A 16,364-nucleotide genomic window follows, 5' to 3' on the forward strand; every position below is an offset into this window, starting at 1 on the left:
TATCTTTGTTTAAATATTCTAAGCAACTTTAAGTTGTACTAAATCATCAATAATGCGTGTTTTAAATACGGAAACTGACTTAGTTTCATCTTGTATGCATACACCTGAAGTTAATGAAAAGTGTTGTTTATATAATGGTGATGAGACAACGATATCTTCATCAATTGAGCCTATAATGCCTCGGTATAAAACATTTGCTTCACCAATTGGATCGTAATTACTGATCGCATAAGCTTGGTTAGTAGCTTTAAGATAAAAGATTGCGACTTGTTGTTCATCATTAAGTAATGCGCAAATACCAGAATCATGTATTAAATCTTGTTGTTGGCAAATTGTTTGCCACTTTGTTGCAGAAGTCATTGTGTTCTCCTTATAATTCTTTTATTGGGATCAGTTGTTTTTCAGCTGGTGTTGCAGGTCTTATTTGCTCACGTTCTGTAACAAACTGAATATTGCTATCGGTCAGTTCGCTATTAACAAATTGACGGAAACGCTTAAGAGACTCTGGGTTTTCAATCGTGGTTTTCCATTCACATTGGTAACTGTCTACAACCCTTTGCATCTGACTTTCTAACTCAAGTGCTAATCCTAAGCTATCTTCAATAATGACTTGTTGTAAATATTCTAAACCGCCATCAAGTGCCTCTAACCAAACTGAAGTGCGTTGTAACCTATCTGCGGTGCGAACATAAAACATCAGAATACGATCAATATATCTAACCATAGTTTGCGTATCTAAATCAGTTGCAAATAAGTCGCCATGACGTGGTTTCATACCGCCATTACCACACACGTATAAATTCCAGCCATTTTCAGTAGCTATGATCCCGATATCTTTACTTTGTGCTTCGGCACATTCACGTGTACAACCTGATACTGCAAACTTTATTTTGTGAGGAGAGCGCAGACCTTTATAACGGTTTTCAAGTTCAATTGCTTGTCCTACACTATCTTGCACACCATATCGGCACCAAGTACTACCCACACATGATTTAACGGTACGTAATGATTTACCATATGCATGACCTGTTTCAAAACCAGCTTGAATTAATTCTTCCCAAATAGGCGGTAGTTGATCAACTCTGGCACCAAATAAATCAATACGTTGACCACCAGTAAGTTTGGTATATAAATTGTATTTTTTAGCAACTTCACCAAGCACAATGAGCTTGTCAGGTGTTATTTCGCCACCAGCAATACGAGGCACAATTGAGTAAGTACCGTCCTTTTGCATGTTACCTAAGTATGTATCATTGGTATCTTGTAAAGGTAAGTGACTTTGCTCCAGAATATAATCATTCCACACAGATGCTAAAATATTGCCCACTGCGGGTTTACAAATCTCACAGCCATGGCCTTTACCATGTTTATCTCTTAACGCATCAAAAGATTTTATTTGCTCTACTTTTACAATGTGGAATAACTGTTTACGGCTATAAGCAAAGTGTTCACAAATGTCATCTTTTACTTCTACGCCCAAAGCAAGTAATTCTTTATCGACTGTTGTTTTTAATAATGCAGTACAACCACCACAGCCAGTACTGGCTTTAGTGCATTGTTTAAGTTCAGATAAATCGGTTGTACCATCAGCAATTGCTTGTTTGATATCGCCTTTAGTTACATTGTGACAAGAACAAATCATTGCACAATCTGGTAGTTCAACTGCGCCCATAGGCTCAGCACCTGATGAGTTTGGTAAAATCAAAGACTCAGGAGCGTCTGGTAAATCCATATCGTTAAGTGAAATCTGCAATAACGAATCGTAATCACTGGTATCTCCTACCAATACAGCACCTAAAATTTTATTTTTATCTTCATCAATGACAAGTTTTTTATAAACGCCTTTGATTTGGTTTTCAAATATATAAGATTTTGAGCCAGGTGTTTTAGCATGTGCATCGCCAATAGAACCAACTTCTACACCCATTAGTTTTAATTTAGTGCTCATATCAGCACCATTAAACATCATTGAACCGCCACTTAATTGATCGGCCACAACACGTGCCATGGTATAACCTGGTGCAACTAAGCCAAAAATGAAGTTTTGCCACAATGCACATTCTCCGATGGCGAATATGTTTTCATCTGAGGTTTGGCATTGGTCGTTAATTACGATACCGCCACGTTCACCTATTGCTAAGTCGAATTTTTTAGCCAATTCATCTAGTGGTCTAATACCGGCTGAAAATAAAACCAGATCGGTTTCTAACTCTGTACCATCTGAGAACTTCAATTTATAACGGCATGAATCACCTTGTTCGATAACTTGTGTGACTTTTTGGGTATGAACGGTTACACCTAAATCTTCAATTTTATTTTTTAATAAATTACCACCAGCTTGATCAAGTTGAACAGCCATTAGCTGAGGTGCGAATTCAACTACATGGGTATCTAATCCTAGCTGTTTAATTGCGTTAGCAGCTTCTAGGCCTAATAGCCCGCCACCTATGACAACACCTACTTTTCCTGATTTAGCAGAAGCACTTATTGCCTCTAAATCTTCTATTGTGCGATAAACTAAGCAATGTTCTTGAGTGTTACCGGGGATGGGCGGGACAAATGGATATGATCCTGTCGCTAAAACCAGTTTGTCGTAACGATACGTTTGGCCAGAACTTGCTGTGACAAATTTATCAGTGCGATTAATCTCAGTTATTTTTTCATTGGTAACAAAGTTAACGCCAAGTTCATCATAATGCTCTGATGTTGTTAAAGCTAAATCTTCTGCACTTTTGCCACCAAAAAATTCAGATAAATGCACTCTATCATATGCTAATCTTGGCTCTGCTGACAAAACTGTAATATCATATGCTTGCTGCTTTTCAGCCATACTTTCAACAAATTGATGACCAACCATGCCATTGCCAACGACTAATATTTTTATTCTATTCGTATCCATTTGAGCCCCTATCATGTTAGTGAATTTCACCTCACTTTCATTACTACTGTTATCAATGCTATATATTAGAATGGCAATAACAGTGCCACTATTTAACCTTCTAAATTTCAATGGCTTATTGTGTTTTATGTTTTTTAAATCAGCTGCTTGCACTATTATGAAAGGGGAATGCACTTAGGGTGTGCATTAAAACTAAGGCTAAAAATGGAGTAATTCTGTGCGAATAAATTCCCCCTACAAATTTATTTAAATACAAGGTTCTGATAACGACTCAATATAAAACAAAAAAGCGTATCAACTCTCAAGGTAAGATACGCTTAGGTTTTGGTTGGAGCCAAATAGGTTAATTTAAAACCATTGATTAGTTAATATTAGGTTTTATACATCTGGGCTGCCACTGCCACCATTGTTGCTCACCATCAGGGGTATTGTCTTTTGTTTGATGTATATCCCAAGTGATCAAATATTCAGGGTTAATCACTTTAATGCCAGATTGGCTGGTATGAAAGTCTCCCTTAGGGGCAACAAACCAGCAAGATAAATCACTAGGGATAATAAATTCAGCTTGGTTCGTTTTATCTGAATCAAGTTGTATTGTTATGCCTGTTTCTTTATCAACAGATTTAACTGTACCTGCTAAAACAGTTTGTTTAAGGGTTTTACCGCTTATGTCAAAATAACTCAGTGCAATGACGCACGACTTGTTAAGTGTATCATTAATATTTTTTAGCAATTTAATACCTTAATACTATTGTTATACGTTTAGGAGAGTCATTAGCCTTGAAATAACATATTCGCAGCTAAAGCCTGCTCCTACTTCATATTTAATGAGCTAAAGGCGCGACACCTGTTGCTGGGTTATCTGCTAAACCTACATCTCTAGCATGTTGTTCAAATCCTTTATTTTTCCAAAAGAATGCACCAGGCATGGTTGTTGGAATAACTAAAATATAAAACAAAGCACGACCAATTAGCGATGTAACACAATTTAAAGTCGCGAATAAACCCCATAATATTAATTGATTGTCTTCTAATATATTAAGAAGCTGGACACTCAATAAAACACAGGTGAATAAAATATTTATAGCTAATAAAGTATTTCTTAAAAGGTAGGTTTTACCAAAAGTTGTATTTTGCACATAATGCGCTGCACCGCCTTCATTTTCATTACGGTTTAAATCTGAGTTATGTTTTATTAAACCTAGGCCTTCAATAAACATGCCTAATATAAATACCATGCTAAATACTAATAAAGACTGAGTTAAATCAAGATTCATTACATATAAAGTCGGTAATACGATCATGGCACTTGTCATAGCGCCTAAAGATAAAGTATTGCCTATGAAAGCGGTTACAGTTTGTAGATGATTCCAAAATGGACGTGCTTTTATTTGGTAACATTGATTCATATAATACAGACCTGCTAACCCTGAAATAACTGCAAATATACCAGTGCCAATAATGATATTGTTTAATGGCAATGTTTGCGTTAATACGACTAAATCTATCTCTATAAATGATAGAGTTAAATTTACAACAGTTTCATTTAAAGGTAATGAAAATAGCGCCGTAAGGCCACAACCCGCACTAAACATGGCTAAACCAAATCCTTCTCTGCTCATTGGGGAATGCCTTAAATTATTAAATCCACGGTAAAATCTAAATGGTTTGCCTAAATGTGTCACGCTCATAAATAAACCAAATGAGGTCATGAGCAAAGCGATGACAGTGAGTGGTAAAAACATGTCTGAAACCATGAATTGCTCAAATGATTTAATACCACATAGGGCTGCAATAAATGGAATTAAAAATGTACCTAAAGCTGCTTGGGAAAATAAAGTAAATAAAACTAAAGGGTTTTCTCTGCTATTTAACTTCCCAAAATTCCAGCTCCTGGCTTTGCCTTTCTTTTGATCAATAACAGGTTTGTAATCACCTTTGTCATTTTTATGATATTTAACGGGCATATCATCAGTTCGTGTCATTTCATCTGGTAGGCTTTTGGTTTGTTGAAAACGTATATTTGGGTTTGTAATGCTTGGATCAGGGAAACCTGGTATAGATGTTTTACATTGTTGACGTTTTTCAGGCGTATTTTCAATTACGCCAAAATCTAATGCATTGCCAACACAGGCGGAGACACAAGCAGGCTTTAGTCCAACCTCTAATCTATCAACACACATATTACATTTTGAAACTTGGCCTTCTACTGGGTCTAACTGAGGTGCATTATAAGGGCACACCCAAGTACAATAACCACAACCAAAACATGTATCCGGATCTTGTAAAACAGCGCCATATTCAGCATGTTTAGTATAAGCACGCGTTGGACAGCCCTTTAAACAAACAGGATCATCACAGTGATTACACGCCATAGAAATATTCATGCGTTTATAATCAGGGTATGAGCCCCCTTCAACATAACCAACAGATCTAAATGATAAGTGGGCAGGAGTTTCATTTTTTTCTGCACATGCAGATTCGCATGCATGACAACCTATGCAGTTATCTGCTGTGAAAAAGAAACCATGTTGTTTATTTCTATTAGGGTTCGAACCCACTTCTGGATTTTCATTAATAAACATTGATCGCGCTTTTGGATGATCGGTAATATCTATTAAATCAATACGTTTACCATAACGATTGGTCTCTTTTGCTTTAACATCAGGTAAGTACGCATATTTTTGCTCATCAGTTCTCACTTCCCAATGATTAGAGCGACCTGCCTGCTCTTGTGAAACTTTCATCGTTTTAGGATCAAAGCTTTGTACATTCAATTCTTCTTGTCTGGCTTTAGTCATAATAATCTCTCCTAAAATACGCGACGTTCAACATTCAAACGTGCCGCTTCAACTTGATCTATTTGTTCAATTTTTACTGAGCACTGCTTAAATGCAGGTTGACGAGAATAAGGGTCTAGTAGACCTAAAGTTAAACGATTGACACAATCGTGAAAATGAAATGGAATAAACACCATATTGCGAGGAACCCGTTGCGTAAGTTGTACCATGACAACCGCATCTCCTCGCCTGCTAGTCAATCTAACGTAAGACTGGTGGCTAATACCTAGCTCAATAGCTGCATCTGGGTTCATTTCCATATATGCGGTTGGGCTAAATTTATTACAGTTACCAATTTTCCCTGTTCGAGTACGGGTATGAAAATGTTCAACGACCCTGCCGCTGTTTAACCAAAAAGGAAATTCATCGCAAGGTTGTTCGTTATTGTTGTAAAATTTAACGGGAATTAAGTTAGCTTTGCCTGATTGTGTTTGAAATTTTCCATCAGTATATAAACGCGGATCTCCTTTTAAACTGCTTTGTCCTTCCCGGTAAGGCCATTGAATACCTTTCGCTTTTTCAATTTTTTCATAACTCATGCCTGAAATATCTAATGTTCTATCTTTGCCTTTAGACAGTTGCTTCATTTCATTAAATACCTCTTCAGGAGCGTCAGGGAAGTTAATAACCTTGCCATTATCAAAGCGTTTGGCTAGTTGGTTAAAAATCCAAAAATCAGGTTTAGCGTTTTTATATGGAGGCATGGCATTGTTTATTAAATTCACACGACGTTCTGTATTGGTATGACACCCTTGTTTTTCAGCCCAAACAGCGGCAGGAAAATAAACATGGGAATATTGGTTCGTTTCTACATCTTCATAAACATCCTGAATCACTAAAAAGTCTAAATTTTCTAATGCTTTGCGAATACGTGCTGTATTTGGCATCGAAGTCATAGGATTGGTTGCAACTATCCACATGCCTTTGATTTCACCGGTTTCGATCGCGGGAAAAATATCAGTTTCAGCTAATCCGCGTCTTTTAGGGAAAAACTCAGGATCGATACCCCAAAACTGTGCTATTTCTTTTCTATCGGCTTCGTTTTCTAGATAACGATAACCAGGTAAGCCAGAACAAGATGACCATTCTCTTGTGCCCATAGCATTACATTGACCTGTAATTGATAAACTCGTACCTCCTGGCTTGCCTATATTACCTGTTATAAGGTTAAGGTTATTAATATTAGCGACACCGTCTGAGCCATGAGTTGATTGATTAATGCCCATAGTCCAAATAGACATAGCAGCGGGTGCTTTTGCGTAGATTCGTGCCACGTTTCTTATGGTATCTTCATCTATACCACAAATATGTTGTGCTGTTTTTGGTGAGTAGTCTTGTACTAAATTTTTTATTTCATCAAAACCTTGGGTATGTGCATTAATATAGTCTTGATCTTGTAACTCTTCATTGATGATCACATACATCATTGAATTGATTAATACACAGTCGGTACCTGGGGTGATAGGTAGATGAATATCGGCAAATTGCGCCAGCATAGTGACACGAGGGTCAACAACAATCAGAGGGAACTTTCTTTTTTCTAACGCTTCTTTCAAACGCCAATAAATAATTGGATGTTGCTCCGGTAAATTTGAACCAAACGCCATAAAACAATGGGTATGTTCAAAATCATCATAACATCCTGGCGGACCATCAGAACCAAATGATCTTTTATAACCAATTACCGCTGATGCCATGCATAAAGTCGTATTACCATCATAGTTGTTTGTGCCAATACAGCCACGAGCGAGTTTACCTAATGTATAAAACTCTTCTGTTAATAATTGACCGCTTGAAACAATTGCAAAAGCGTCTTTACCATATTTTGTTTGTATTTCTTTTATTTTATCAGCTGTAGTATCTAAAGCATTATCCCAAGAAGTTTTCTCAAAAGACTCAAAATGTTTTTCTCTTATTAAAGGCTCAGTACCCCGGCCTGGGCTTTCAAATAACTCATGCTCCAAAATGCCTTTAATGCAGAGCTTTCCACGATTTACATCAGCCCCGGCATGGCCTCGAGTTGTAACAATTTTATTTTCTTCGTTTAGACCAATTTCAATTGAACAGCCCGTAGAACAGTAATTACATGTTGTATACTTCCACTGTGCAACTTTTTTACTTGGGATTTTTATTGGTTTTCTTTTCTTTCGCCCAAACAACATAATAACTTCCTGAAATTTAATTAAACGCCCAGTAGATATAAGGCAGATACTATGCCAAATAAATTATCCTTTAATTTCAAAGGTTAATGCTTAATGTGATGTAATGATGTGCTTTGATGGTGAGGTGTTGGAATATATTGGTGCAATTATAATGCTGAAAAGAGTTATTGTATTATTTGCAATTTATGTCAAAAAACAATCGACCTTTTTACCGCATAGTTCTATATTTGATTAATAAGTAAAATACTTAGGTGAAGAATATTAAGTATATATTTTTATTATTTCTTTTATTGTTCAATAACACGAGTTTTTCGAAAGAAATTAATTGGCTAGTTTATGATTTTCCTCCTTATTATATTATTGATGATTATGGTCAAGGTATGGGGCGAGATGAAGGTATTATTAAACTGCTAGATAAAATGATGCCAAATTATAAATTTAATTTTATGTATATTCCAGGCTCAAGATTGATACACGAGCTATCAGATCCAAATAAGAGTTTTTGCACACTTTCTCTTTATAAAACGCCAAAAAGACAAAAACATATCGCTTTTACAGATTCTTCTTCAACAATTGGTTTGCCCGTATCAATTGCTATGAGGAAAAGTGATATTGAAGCTTTAAACATTTCTATCGATAAGCCTTTATCGTTAATTAAATTATTAGAGAATAAAAATTTGATGCTGGGCGCGATCCCTAATCGCTCTTACGGCGTTGAAATAGATTCAATCATTGCAACTACAAGATCTAAACAAGTGACATTTCGTCCAGGAAGTAACGTGTTAGAAAGCATCACCAAAATGCTTGTGATGGACAGAGTTGATATTGTGTTAGGTTATCCTGATGAGCATGAATATATTGCTAAAAAGCTCGGTTTAGTTGGAGATATTATATCTCTTATGCTCACTGAAACACCAAATTTTAGTGAAGGATATATAGGCTGCAATACTAATGAAATAGGCAAAAAAAATATAGCGATACTTGAAGCAACTTTACAAAAAATGCATAGGCACAATGCTTTTTATAAGATTTTAACCCGTTGGCTACCACGCAATTTTCATCCAACTATTAAGGAAATATTAAATAATAAACACTAAGTTTTGTAAATTTAATTACCCTAAATTTGATTTTCACCATAAAAACCATGCTTTTTATCTTATTTCTTTGCACTTATTACCATTTTAATGTTTCATGTCTGTGGACAATAAAATGGAAGACACAAATGAAAAAAATTCTAACACCAATTGCCTTAGCAATTGCACTCGCTGGTTGCCAAGCAACAGGTGATAATAATGAATCAGTTGCTGCTAAAACAGAAATTGCAACTCAAGCAAATCCTTTTTTCGAAAAATACGAGACACCTTTTGGTATCGCACCATTTGAAAAAATTAAAAATGAACATTACTTACCTGCATTTGCTAAAGGTATTGCACAAAGCAAAGCGCAAACGTTAGAAATTGCTAACTCTCCATTAAAACCTACATTTGAAAATACCATTGAAGCGATGGAAAAAAGCGGTGTTTTACTGAATAAAGTAAGCAATGTTTTTTATGGTTTAACGGGTTCTATGTCAAGTGATGAAGTTCGCGCGATTGCAAAAGAACTTTCTCCAAAATTATCAGCATTAAGTGATGATATTTTATTAAATGAAAAATTATTTAAACGTGTAAAATCAGTATACGATAATAAAGACACGTTAGAGTTACGTGTTGATCAAAAAACGTTATTAGAAGTGACTTATAAAAGCTTCGTACGTGGTGGCGCTAATTTAAATGAGAATGAAAAGCAGCAATTACGTGATTTAAACCAAGAGATCAGTAAGCTTTCTTTAAAATTTGGTGAAAATTTATTGGCTGAAACAAACAGCTTTGAAGTTGTCATTGATAAAGAGTCTGATTTAGCAGGCTTACCAGCTGATATTATTGCTGCTGCTGCACAAACTGCTATCGAGCGTGGTCATAAAGGTAAATGGGTATTCACAACGCATAGACCAAGTAAAAACCCATTTTTAACTTACGCTGAAAATCGTGAGCTACGTAAAGCCGTTTATAATGGTTATACACATCGTGGTGATAACAATAATGAATTTGATAATAAAAAACTAGCATCTAAAATTGCTTCTTTACGTTACCAGCGCGCACAAGTATTAGGTTACAAAACCCATGCTGATTATGTTTTAGAAAATGCGACAGCAAAAACACCACAAAATGTATTTAAATTGTTAGATCAAGTTTGGCCTGCAGCACTTGCTAAAGCTAAAATTGAAGCTGCAGATATGCAAAAAATGATTGATGCTGAAGGTGGCAAGTTTGAATTAGAAGCTTGGGATTGGTGGTATTACGCAGAAAAAATCAGAAAAGATCGTTATGACCTAGATGCTTCTGAAGCAAAACCATACTTTTCTTTAGAAAATACATTACAAGGTATTTTTTATACAGCAGAAAAGCTCTGGGGCGTAACATTTGTGGAACGTTTTGATGTACCAAAATATCATGAAGATGTGCGTACTTTTGAAATGTTTGAAAAAGACGGTACAAGTGCGGGTTTATTCCTAACAGATCACTATGTGCGTGAAAGCAAGCGCGGCGGTGCTTGGATGAGTTCATTCCGTAAGCAACAACGTATGTATGGTGAAGATGTAAAGCCTATTATCTACAACGTATTAAACTACCCTCGCCCAGTAGGCGATACGCCAACATTATTAACTTTTGATCAAGCATCAACATTGTTCCATGAATTTGGTCATGCGATTCAAGGTTTATTATCAAATGGTTATTACCGTTCTCAAACGGGTACTGCTTTACCGCGTGATTATGTTGAGTATCCATCACAAGTAATGGAAAACTGGATGATGGAACCTGAAGTGTTAGCACAATTTGCTAAACATTATAAAACAGGTGAAGTAATTCCTATGGCGTTGATTGAAAAGATCCAAGCTGCCGGTCAATTTAATCAAGGTTTTGGTACAACAGAATACTTAGCCGCTGCATTATTAGATATGAATTGGCATTCACTTGAAACTGCTGAACTTCAAGATGCAGATGCATTTGAAAAATCATATTTAGATAAAATTGGTTTAATCAAAGAGATTGCACCTAGATATCGTACAACTTACTTCTCTCATATATTCGCTGGTGGATACTCATCAGGTTATTATGGTTACATTTGGTCAAATATCTATGATGCTGATACTTGGGAAGTATTTAAAGAAAAAGGTATCTTTGATCAAGCTACAGCTGAAGGTTACCGTAAACATGTACTAGAACCAGGCGGTACAGAAGATCCAGCGCTTATGTACAAGCGATTTAGAGGTCAAGATCCAAAAATTGAACCTTTATTAAAACGTCGTGGTTTATTAAATAAATAGTATTTAGTAATAAATAATGATTAAAGCCCTCTAATTTTATAAATTAGAGGGCTTTTTATTTTAACTTATGAGATATAATTAATGTATTAAACACATGTAAGAATATTTTATGACTGAAGAACATTTTTGGACATTAGTTCAAGCTCCTGACTTTCACGCAACTCCTGATGAAATCTCTGATAACTTAAAAAATAAACTAGAACAGCTCTCTGATTCTGAACTTGCTGATTTTGATAAATACTTTAATCAAAAGATGCGTATTAGTTATACATGGGATTTATGGGCTGCTGCTTTTATTATTTGTGGCTGTAATTCTGAATATGCTTTTTCAGAATTTCGTTCTTGGTTAATTTCACGTGGTCGTGCCATTTTTGATAAAGCACTTGAAAATCCAGATAATTTAGCTGGTTATGATGTTATTCCTGTAAAAGATGAACAACCTTACCCTTATCTAGATGAATATGATCTTTTAGCAGGTCAAATATACGAAAACAGAAATGAAGATGAACTTCCTTTTGTGCCATCTGGTGTTGATGAACCTCAAGGGAAACGTTTTAAAAACAAAGCTAAATTTTTAAAATTACAATATCCAGAATTATTTAAATTATATTGGCAATGATCTACCAGAAATATGATTTTAATCATAAGAATCAAATAGTATTGTTTGTATAATTCGAAAATAAATTAATATATGAAGGCCTAAAAATTATGTCGTGTGATTGTGATAGCCAGCAAGGGTATTTACTGCCTTTTGAAGATGCACTTAAACGTTTATTATGTAGCGCTACACCAAGTCTTGACGCTGAATTTATTTCAATAAATAAAGCATTTGGGCGTATTCTAGCACAAGATATTACCTCTCCTGTTAATGTGCCACCGCATCACAACTCTGCGATGGATGGTTATGCTTTAAGAAGTGAAGATTTAAATAATAATAATACGCTAAACAAAATTGGTTACTCTTTTGCTGGACAGCCATTTGAGGGCATAGTTGAACAAGGTCAATGTGTTCGCATTATGACTGGAGCAGTGATCCCACAAGGTGTTGATTGTGTGATCATGCAAGAAAATACTGAAGTGGCTGAGGACAAAATTACTTTTATTAAACCTGCTGCTAAAGGCGCAAATATCCGCAACTTAGGGGAAGATATTCACAAAGGCGCTTTAGTTTTAAATAAAGGTCATAAATTAGTTGCTGCTGATATTGGTTTACTTGCGTCATTAGGCATTGAAACAATTGATGTATTTTCAAAAGTAAAAGTAGCTGTAATGTCGACAGGTGATGAATTAGTCGAACCAGGTGGTCAATTAAAGGCTGGTCAAATTTTTGAATCTAATAGGTATACCGTTATTTCAATGCTTAAAGCGTTACCGGTTGAAATCATAGATTTAGGCATTATTAGCGATGATCAAATGATTTTAAGAAATACATTTGAACATGCAAATAAAGTTGCCGATGTTGTCGTTTCTTCAGGTGGTGTGTCTGTAGGTGAAGCGGATTATGTCAAAGATATATTAACCGAAATGGGTGAAATTAACTTTTGGAAAATTGCGATAAAACCTGGAAAACCATTTGCATGTGGAAAGTTACCTGATAGCTATTTTATTGGTTTACCAGGCAATCCGGTTTCTGCGACTGTCACTTTTGATCAGTTAGCGATCCCATTTATTAAAAAATTATCCGGCGAAAATCACACTGTTAGGACAAGATTAAATGCAGTTTCGATTGCTGATTTTAAAAAACGTCCAGGTAGGTTAGAGTTTCAGCGAGGTATCGCAAGTCAAGATGAAGCGGGTTTATGGCAGGTTAACTCTACTGGTAAACAGGGATCTGGCATTTTAAGCTCGTTAAGCCGTGCTAATTGTTATGTCATGTTAGCGCAAGATTCATATGGTGTATCTTCAGGTGAAGACGTTACTATTGAACTTTTTAATCAAAAATCATAATTAAGTTACATAAGCTATACCACTTCCGATAATTCACTGGTCATTTAATTATCGGAAATGGTATTAAAGTCCAGCCTAAGCTACATACGTCAAATTCTAAATACCATGTCAGTTATATTCCTAATTTTTTATTTAAATTAAGCAATAATATAGAGTTTAAACTCTATTTAGGGATTGGCAGCATAAAACTAATTAACTGTTTAATCATATGTTTACCGCCTTTAGTCCCTAAATACACCCCTGTAATAAAATATTACATTTTCTTAATGAACTTTTGTATACAGTATAAAGTATTCTGTATAGCCTAGAAATAGTTTCACTTAATGAGTGTGTGAAACAAATACAAAATGTTATATCAAAAAAATTATACGGGATAATAATGAAAACATTTAAGACAACACCACTTATGTTAGCAATGCTAACAGCATTAACAGCGCCAAGTATTCAGGCTGCAGAAGGCGCAAATGATGTTGAGCGTATTATGGTTACGGGTTCAAGGATTGCGCGTACAGAATTAGCATCAACTTCTCCTATCACTGTTATAGACAAACAATCCATGATTAATATGGGGATCACTGATGTAAGTTCAGCATTACGTCGTCTACCAGCACTAACGGGCAATACAACAAATAACCAAAGTAGTTCAGGTGCAAATTCCATTCAAACAGCAACATTACGCGGAATAGAAGCAACAAATACCTTAGTATTGGTTAATGGACGTCGTGTTGTAGGCTCTGATGCCAATGGTTTAGTTGATTTATCAGGTATACCGTTTGAAGCTGTTCAAGAAATGCAGGTACTTAAAGATGGTGCATCTGCAATTTATGGCTCTGATGCGATAGCTGGTGTTATTAATATCATAACTAAGCAAAGGTTTGATGGTTTTGATGTGAGTACGCATTATGGTATTTCATCAGAAGGTGATGCTCAGGAACGTAAAGTTGGATTAGTAACGGGTGCAAGTACTGATAAAGCCAGTTTTATGCTTGCAGCATCAACAACCAATATATCAGGTTGGAAAGAAAGAGATCGTCATTTAACACATGATGCAGATTTTGGTTTTATCGGTGGAGATAATAAACGCTCAAGTACTGCACCAAATGCAAAGTTATCAGGCTTTGGTCTAGGTGAAGGCAATTGGACTGTATTAGATGCAGCTAACCCAAGTGTTGTAGTGCCTTTTGATTACGATACTATGGGTTATAACTATCGTGATGTGCAGTCAGGTGCAAATGATAGTAAAACAACTTCAATATTTATGACTGCGGACTATCAATTAAATGATGATACCCGCTTCTTTAGTGAGTTATCTTTCCATGATGGATTTGTTCAAGGTAATCAGGCTCCTCCTGGTGTAGATACCGGTTGGTATGCAGGTGGTGCTGAAACACCAAATGCATTTTTAGGTTATGATGATGCAGATGGTAATCACTTTGGTGTAGGCCCAAATCAAAAATATAATCCGTTTGGTGTCGCAGGTAATGTAGCACGTCGTTTTAGTGAATATGGTCCGCGTATTTATAAAACGGAGAATAAAATAAATCGTTATACTTTAGGTTTACAAGGGGTTGTTGCTGATGAGTATGATTGGGAAGTTGTATTTTCACAACAATCTGCGGAATTAGTCACTTCAGGTGGTTCTCAACCATCAATTAATCGTATTGAACGTGCTTTATCGGACGAATGTGAGACTGATGAAGATCCAAATTGTGTCGCATTAAACGTTTTTGGTCCTGAAGGGTCAATTACACAAGAAATGCTTGATTACATAAATATCACGGCCCCAGTTCAAACTAACAAAAATGATTTAATGTTTATACAAGGTAGTGTTTCAGGTCCATTAATGGAGCTACCAGCGGGTGAAATGATGTTTGCTGTGGGTGCAGAATATCGTGAAGATCAACTAACTCAAGAAGTTGATATCAGTCAGCGCACAGAAAGTTTTGATGTATCTTGGGCTTCTGCAAGTACTCCTGTTATTTCACCTGTTCGTGAAATCACTGAGTTTTACTTAGAAACGAAAATTCCAGTACTTGATAACTTAGAGCTTGAAGCTGCAGTTAGATATACCGAGTATAGCGATATAGACGAAAGTACCACCAACCCTAAGTTTGGTGTTATTTATAAACCTATGGATGAGCTCACGTTACGTGGTAGTTTCAGTACTGGTTTTAGAGCACCTACAATGGCGCAAATGTACCAAGGCCAAACAGTTAGCTTAACTGAAGATTTACATGACCCGTGTAATCCAGATAATACAGCAAATTACTTTAATACCAGTATTCCTGGCTGTCAGGGGTTAGATCCTGCTGTAAGTAAAAATACCATTCTAAGTTCAAATGTAATTGGTGGTGGTAACCCAGATCTTAAGCCTGAAGAAGCTGATAACATGACTTTAGGTATTGTATATGAAGCATCTGATAATCTTGCTTTCACTTTAGATTATTTTGAAATTGAACAAAGCAATGTTGTATTTGCAAGTACAAACTATGTAATTGATCAATACGTTGCAGGTAATCCTGAGTATGCAAATGATGTTGAACGTTCACATAATGGTACAGGCTATATTACATCGACTTATGCTCCTGCTAATAATATCGCATCTCGTAATATCTCTGGTGTAGATTTAAATGCCAACTATTTATTTGAAACAGAAATTGGTGAATTTAGAGTGAATATGGATGTATCTCGTATGCTTGCTTTTGAAGTGCAAGATACCGATGACACGCCATTTAGAGATATTGTCGGTGACTACGATAGTGCATTTGGCAGTATTCCTGAAACAAAAGCAACTTTACAGCTTGATTGGAGCATGGATAATATGCGCGCAACTTATGATGCGACATATAATTCAGAAATTGAAGGTAAAAATGTAATGGCTTCAACGGTATTCCATAATGTTCAAGTGGGTTACTTCATTGAAGAATACAAAATGGATGTGAAATTTGGTATCCAAAATTTATTTGATAAAATGCCTCCTTACCTAGAAAATGGTGTGACAGGTACTGATGACAACTTATATTCATTCCGTGGACGTTTCTTCTACGGTGATGTATCAATTTCATTTTAATCAAATGGTATAAATAACTTGGGGGTTTAATTCCCCAAGTTTTGCTTAAAAAATTAAGACTTCCCTAAATAAGGTCATT

General features: G+C 35.8%; 10 protein-coding genes. 5 read left to right on the plus strand and 5 right to left on the minus strand.

Annotated elements, in window-relative coordinates; translation table 11 throughout:
- Nucleotides 1-18: 18 nt before the first annotated feature.
- From nirD to KO527_RS15330, 5 genes are all read right to left on the minus strand, one after another.
- Complete coding sequence (nirD, locus tag KO527_RS15310; RefSeq protein WP_216041146.1) at nucleotides 19-360, minus strand: nitrite reductase small subunit NirD; 342 nt, start codon at nucleotides 358-360, stop codon at nucleotides 19-21.
- 10 nt (nucleotides 361-370) lie between these two features.
- The gene (nirB, locus tag KO527_RS15315; protein ID WP_216041147.1) at nucleotides 371-2,899 is read right to left on the minus strand and encodes a nitrite reductase large subunit NirB; all 2,529 of its coding nucleotides are present in this window, start codon (nucleotides 2,897-2,899) and stop codon (nucleotides 371-373) included.
- A gap of 361 nt (nucleotides 2,900-3,260) precedes the next feature.
- A complete protein-coding gene (locus KO527_RS15320) occupies nucleotides 3,261-3,632 on the minus strand; it encodes a hypothetical protein (RefSeq protein ID WP_252733745.1) in 372 nt (123 codons plus the stop codon).
- A gap of 91 nt (nucleotides 3,633-3,723) precedes the next feature.
- Nucleotides 3,724-5,646 carry a DmsC/YnfH family molybdoenzyme membrane anchor subunit gene (locus KO527_RS15325; protein WP_252733785.1) on the minus strand — a complete coding sequence of 641 codons (1,923 nt, stop codon included), beginning with the start codon at nucleotides 5,644-5,646 and terminating at the stop codon, nucleotides 3,724-3,726.
- Nucleotides 5,647-5,711: 65 nt separating this feature from the next.
- Complete coding sequence (locus KO527_RS15330; RefSeq protein ID WP_216041149.1) at nucleotides 5,712-7,901, minus strand: nitrate reductase; 2,190 nt, start codon at nucleotides 7,899-7,901, stop codon at nucleotides 5,712-5,714.
- A gap of 251 nt (nucleotides 7,902-8,152) precedes the next feature.
- Between KO527_RS15330 and KO527_RS15335 the strand changes: the two genes are divergently transcribed.
- The 5 genes from KO527_RS15335 (at nucleotide 8,153) to KO527_RS15355 (ending at nucleotide 16,285) form a co-directional block, all read left to right on the plus strand.
- Nucleotides 8,153-8,998 carry a TIGR02285 family protein gene (locus tag KO527_RS15335; protein ID WP_216041150.1) on the plus strand — a complete coding sequence of 282 codons (846 nt, stop codon included), beginning with the start codon at nucleotides 8,153-8,155 and terminating at the stop codon, nucleotides 8,996-8,998.
- Between the two features lie 125 nt (nucleotides 8,999-9,123).
- Nucleotides 9,124-11,268 carry a M3 family metallopeptidase gene (locus tag KO527_RS15340; protein WP_216041151.1) on the plus strand — a complete coding sequence of 715 codons (2,145 nt, stop codon included), beginning with the start codon at nucleotides 9,124-9,126 and terminating at the stop codon, nucleotides 11,266-11,268.
- A gap of 109 nt (nucleotides 11,269-11,377) precedes the next feature.
- Nucleotides 11,378-11,887: a DUF4240 domain-containing protein gene (locus KO527_RS15345; protein ID WP_216041152.1), complete on the plus strand. Its 510-nt coding sequence runs from the start codon at nucleotides 11,378-11,380 to the stop codon at nucleotides 11,885-11,887.
- 89 nt (nucleotides 11,888-11,976) lie between these two features.
- On the plus strand, nucleotides 11,977-13,215 hold the full coding sequence (gene moeA / locus KO527_RS15350) for a molybdopterin molybdotransferase MoeA (RefSeq protein ID WP_216041153.1): 1,239 nt from the start codon (nucleotides 11,977-11,979) through the stop codon (nucleotides 13,213-13,215).
- Nucleotides 13,216-13,594: 379 nt separating this feature from the next.
- Nucleotides 13,595-16,285, plus strand: a complete 2,691-nt coding sequence (locus KO527_RS15355) for a TonB-dependent receptor (protein ID WP_216041154.1) — start codon at nucleotides 13,595-13,597, stop codon at nucleotides 16,283-16,285.
- Nucleotides 16,286-16,364 lie beyond the last annotated feature (79 nt).

Source organism: Pseudoalteromonas sp. C2R02, from assembly GCF_018860845.1.
GTDB lineage: Bacteria > Pseudomonadota > Gammaproteobacteria > Enterobacterales > Alteromonadaceae > Pseudoalteromonas.

Coding starts and splice junctions, on each gene's coding strand:
- nirD (WP_216041146.1), bottom strand. CDS start 360: ATGACTTCTGCAACAAAGTGGCAAACAATTTGCCAACAACAAGATTTA.
- nirB (WP_216041147.1), bottom strand. CDS start 2,899: ATGGATACGAATAGAATAAAAATATTAGTCGTTGGCAATGGCATGGTT.
- KO527_RS15325 (WP_252733785.1), bottom strand. CDS start 5,646: ATGAAAGTTTCACAAGAGCAGGCAGGTCGCTCTAATCATTGGGAAGTG.
- KO527_RS15330 (WP_216041149.1), bottom strand. CDS start 7,901: ATGTTGTTTGGGCGAAAGAAAAGAAAACCAATAAAAATCCCAAGTAAA.
- KO527_RS15340 (WP_216041151.1), top strand. CDS start 9,124: ATGAAAAAAATTCTAACACCAATTGCCTTAGCAATTGCACTCGCTGGT.
- KO527_RS15345 (WP_216041152.1), top strand. CDS start 11,378: ATGACTGAAGAACATTTTTGGACATTAGTTCAAGCTCCTGACTTTCAC.
- moeA (WP_216041153.1), top strand. CDS start 11,977: ATGTCGTGTGATTGTGATAGCCAGCAAGGGTATTTACTGCCTTTTGAA.
- KO527_RS15355 (WP_216041154.1), top strand. CDS start 13,595: ATGAAAACATTTAAGACAACACCACTTATGTTAGCAATGCTAACAGCA.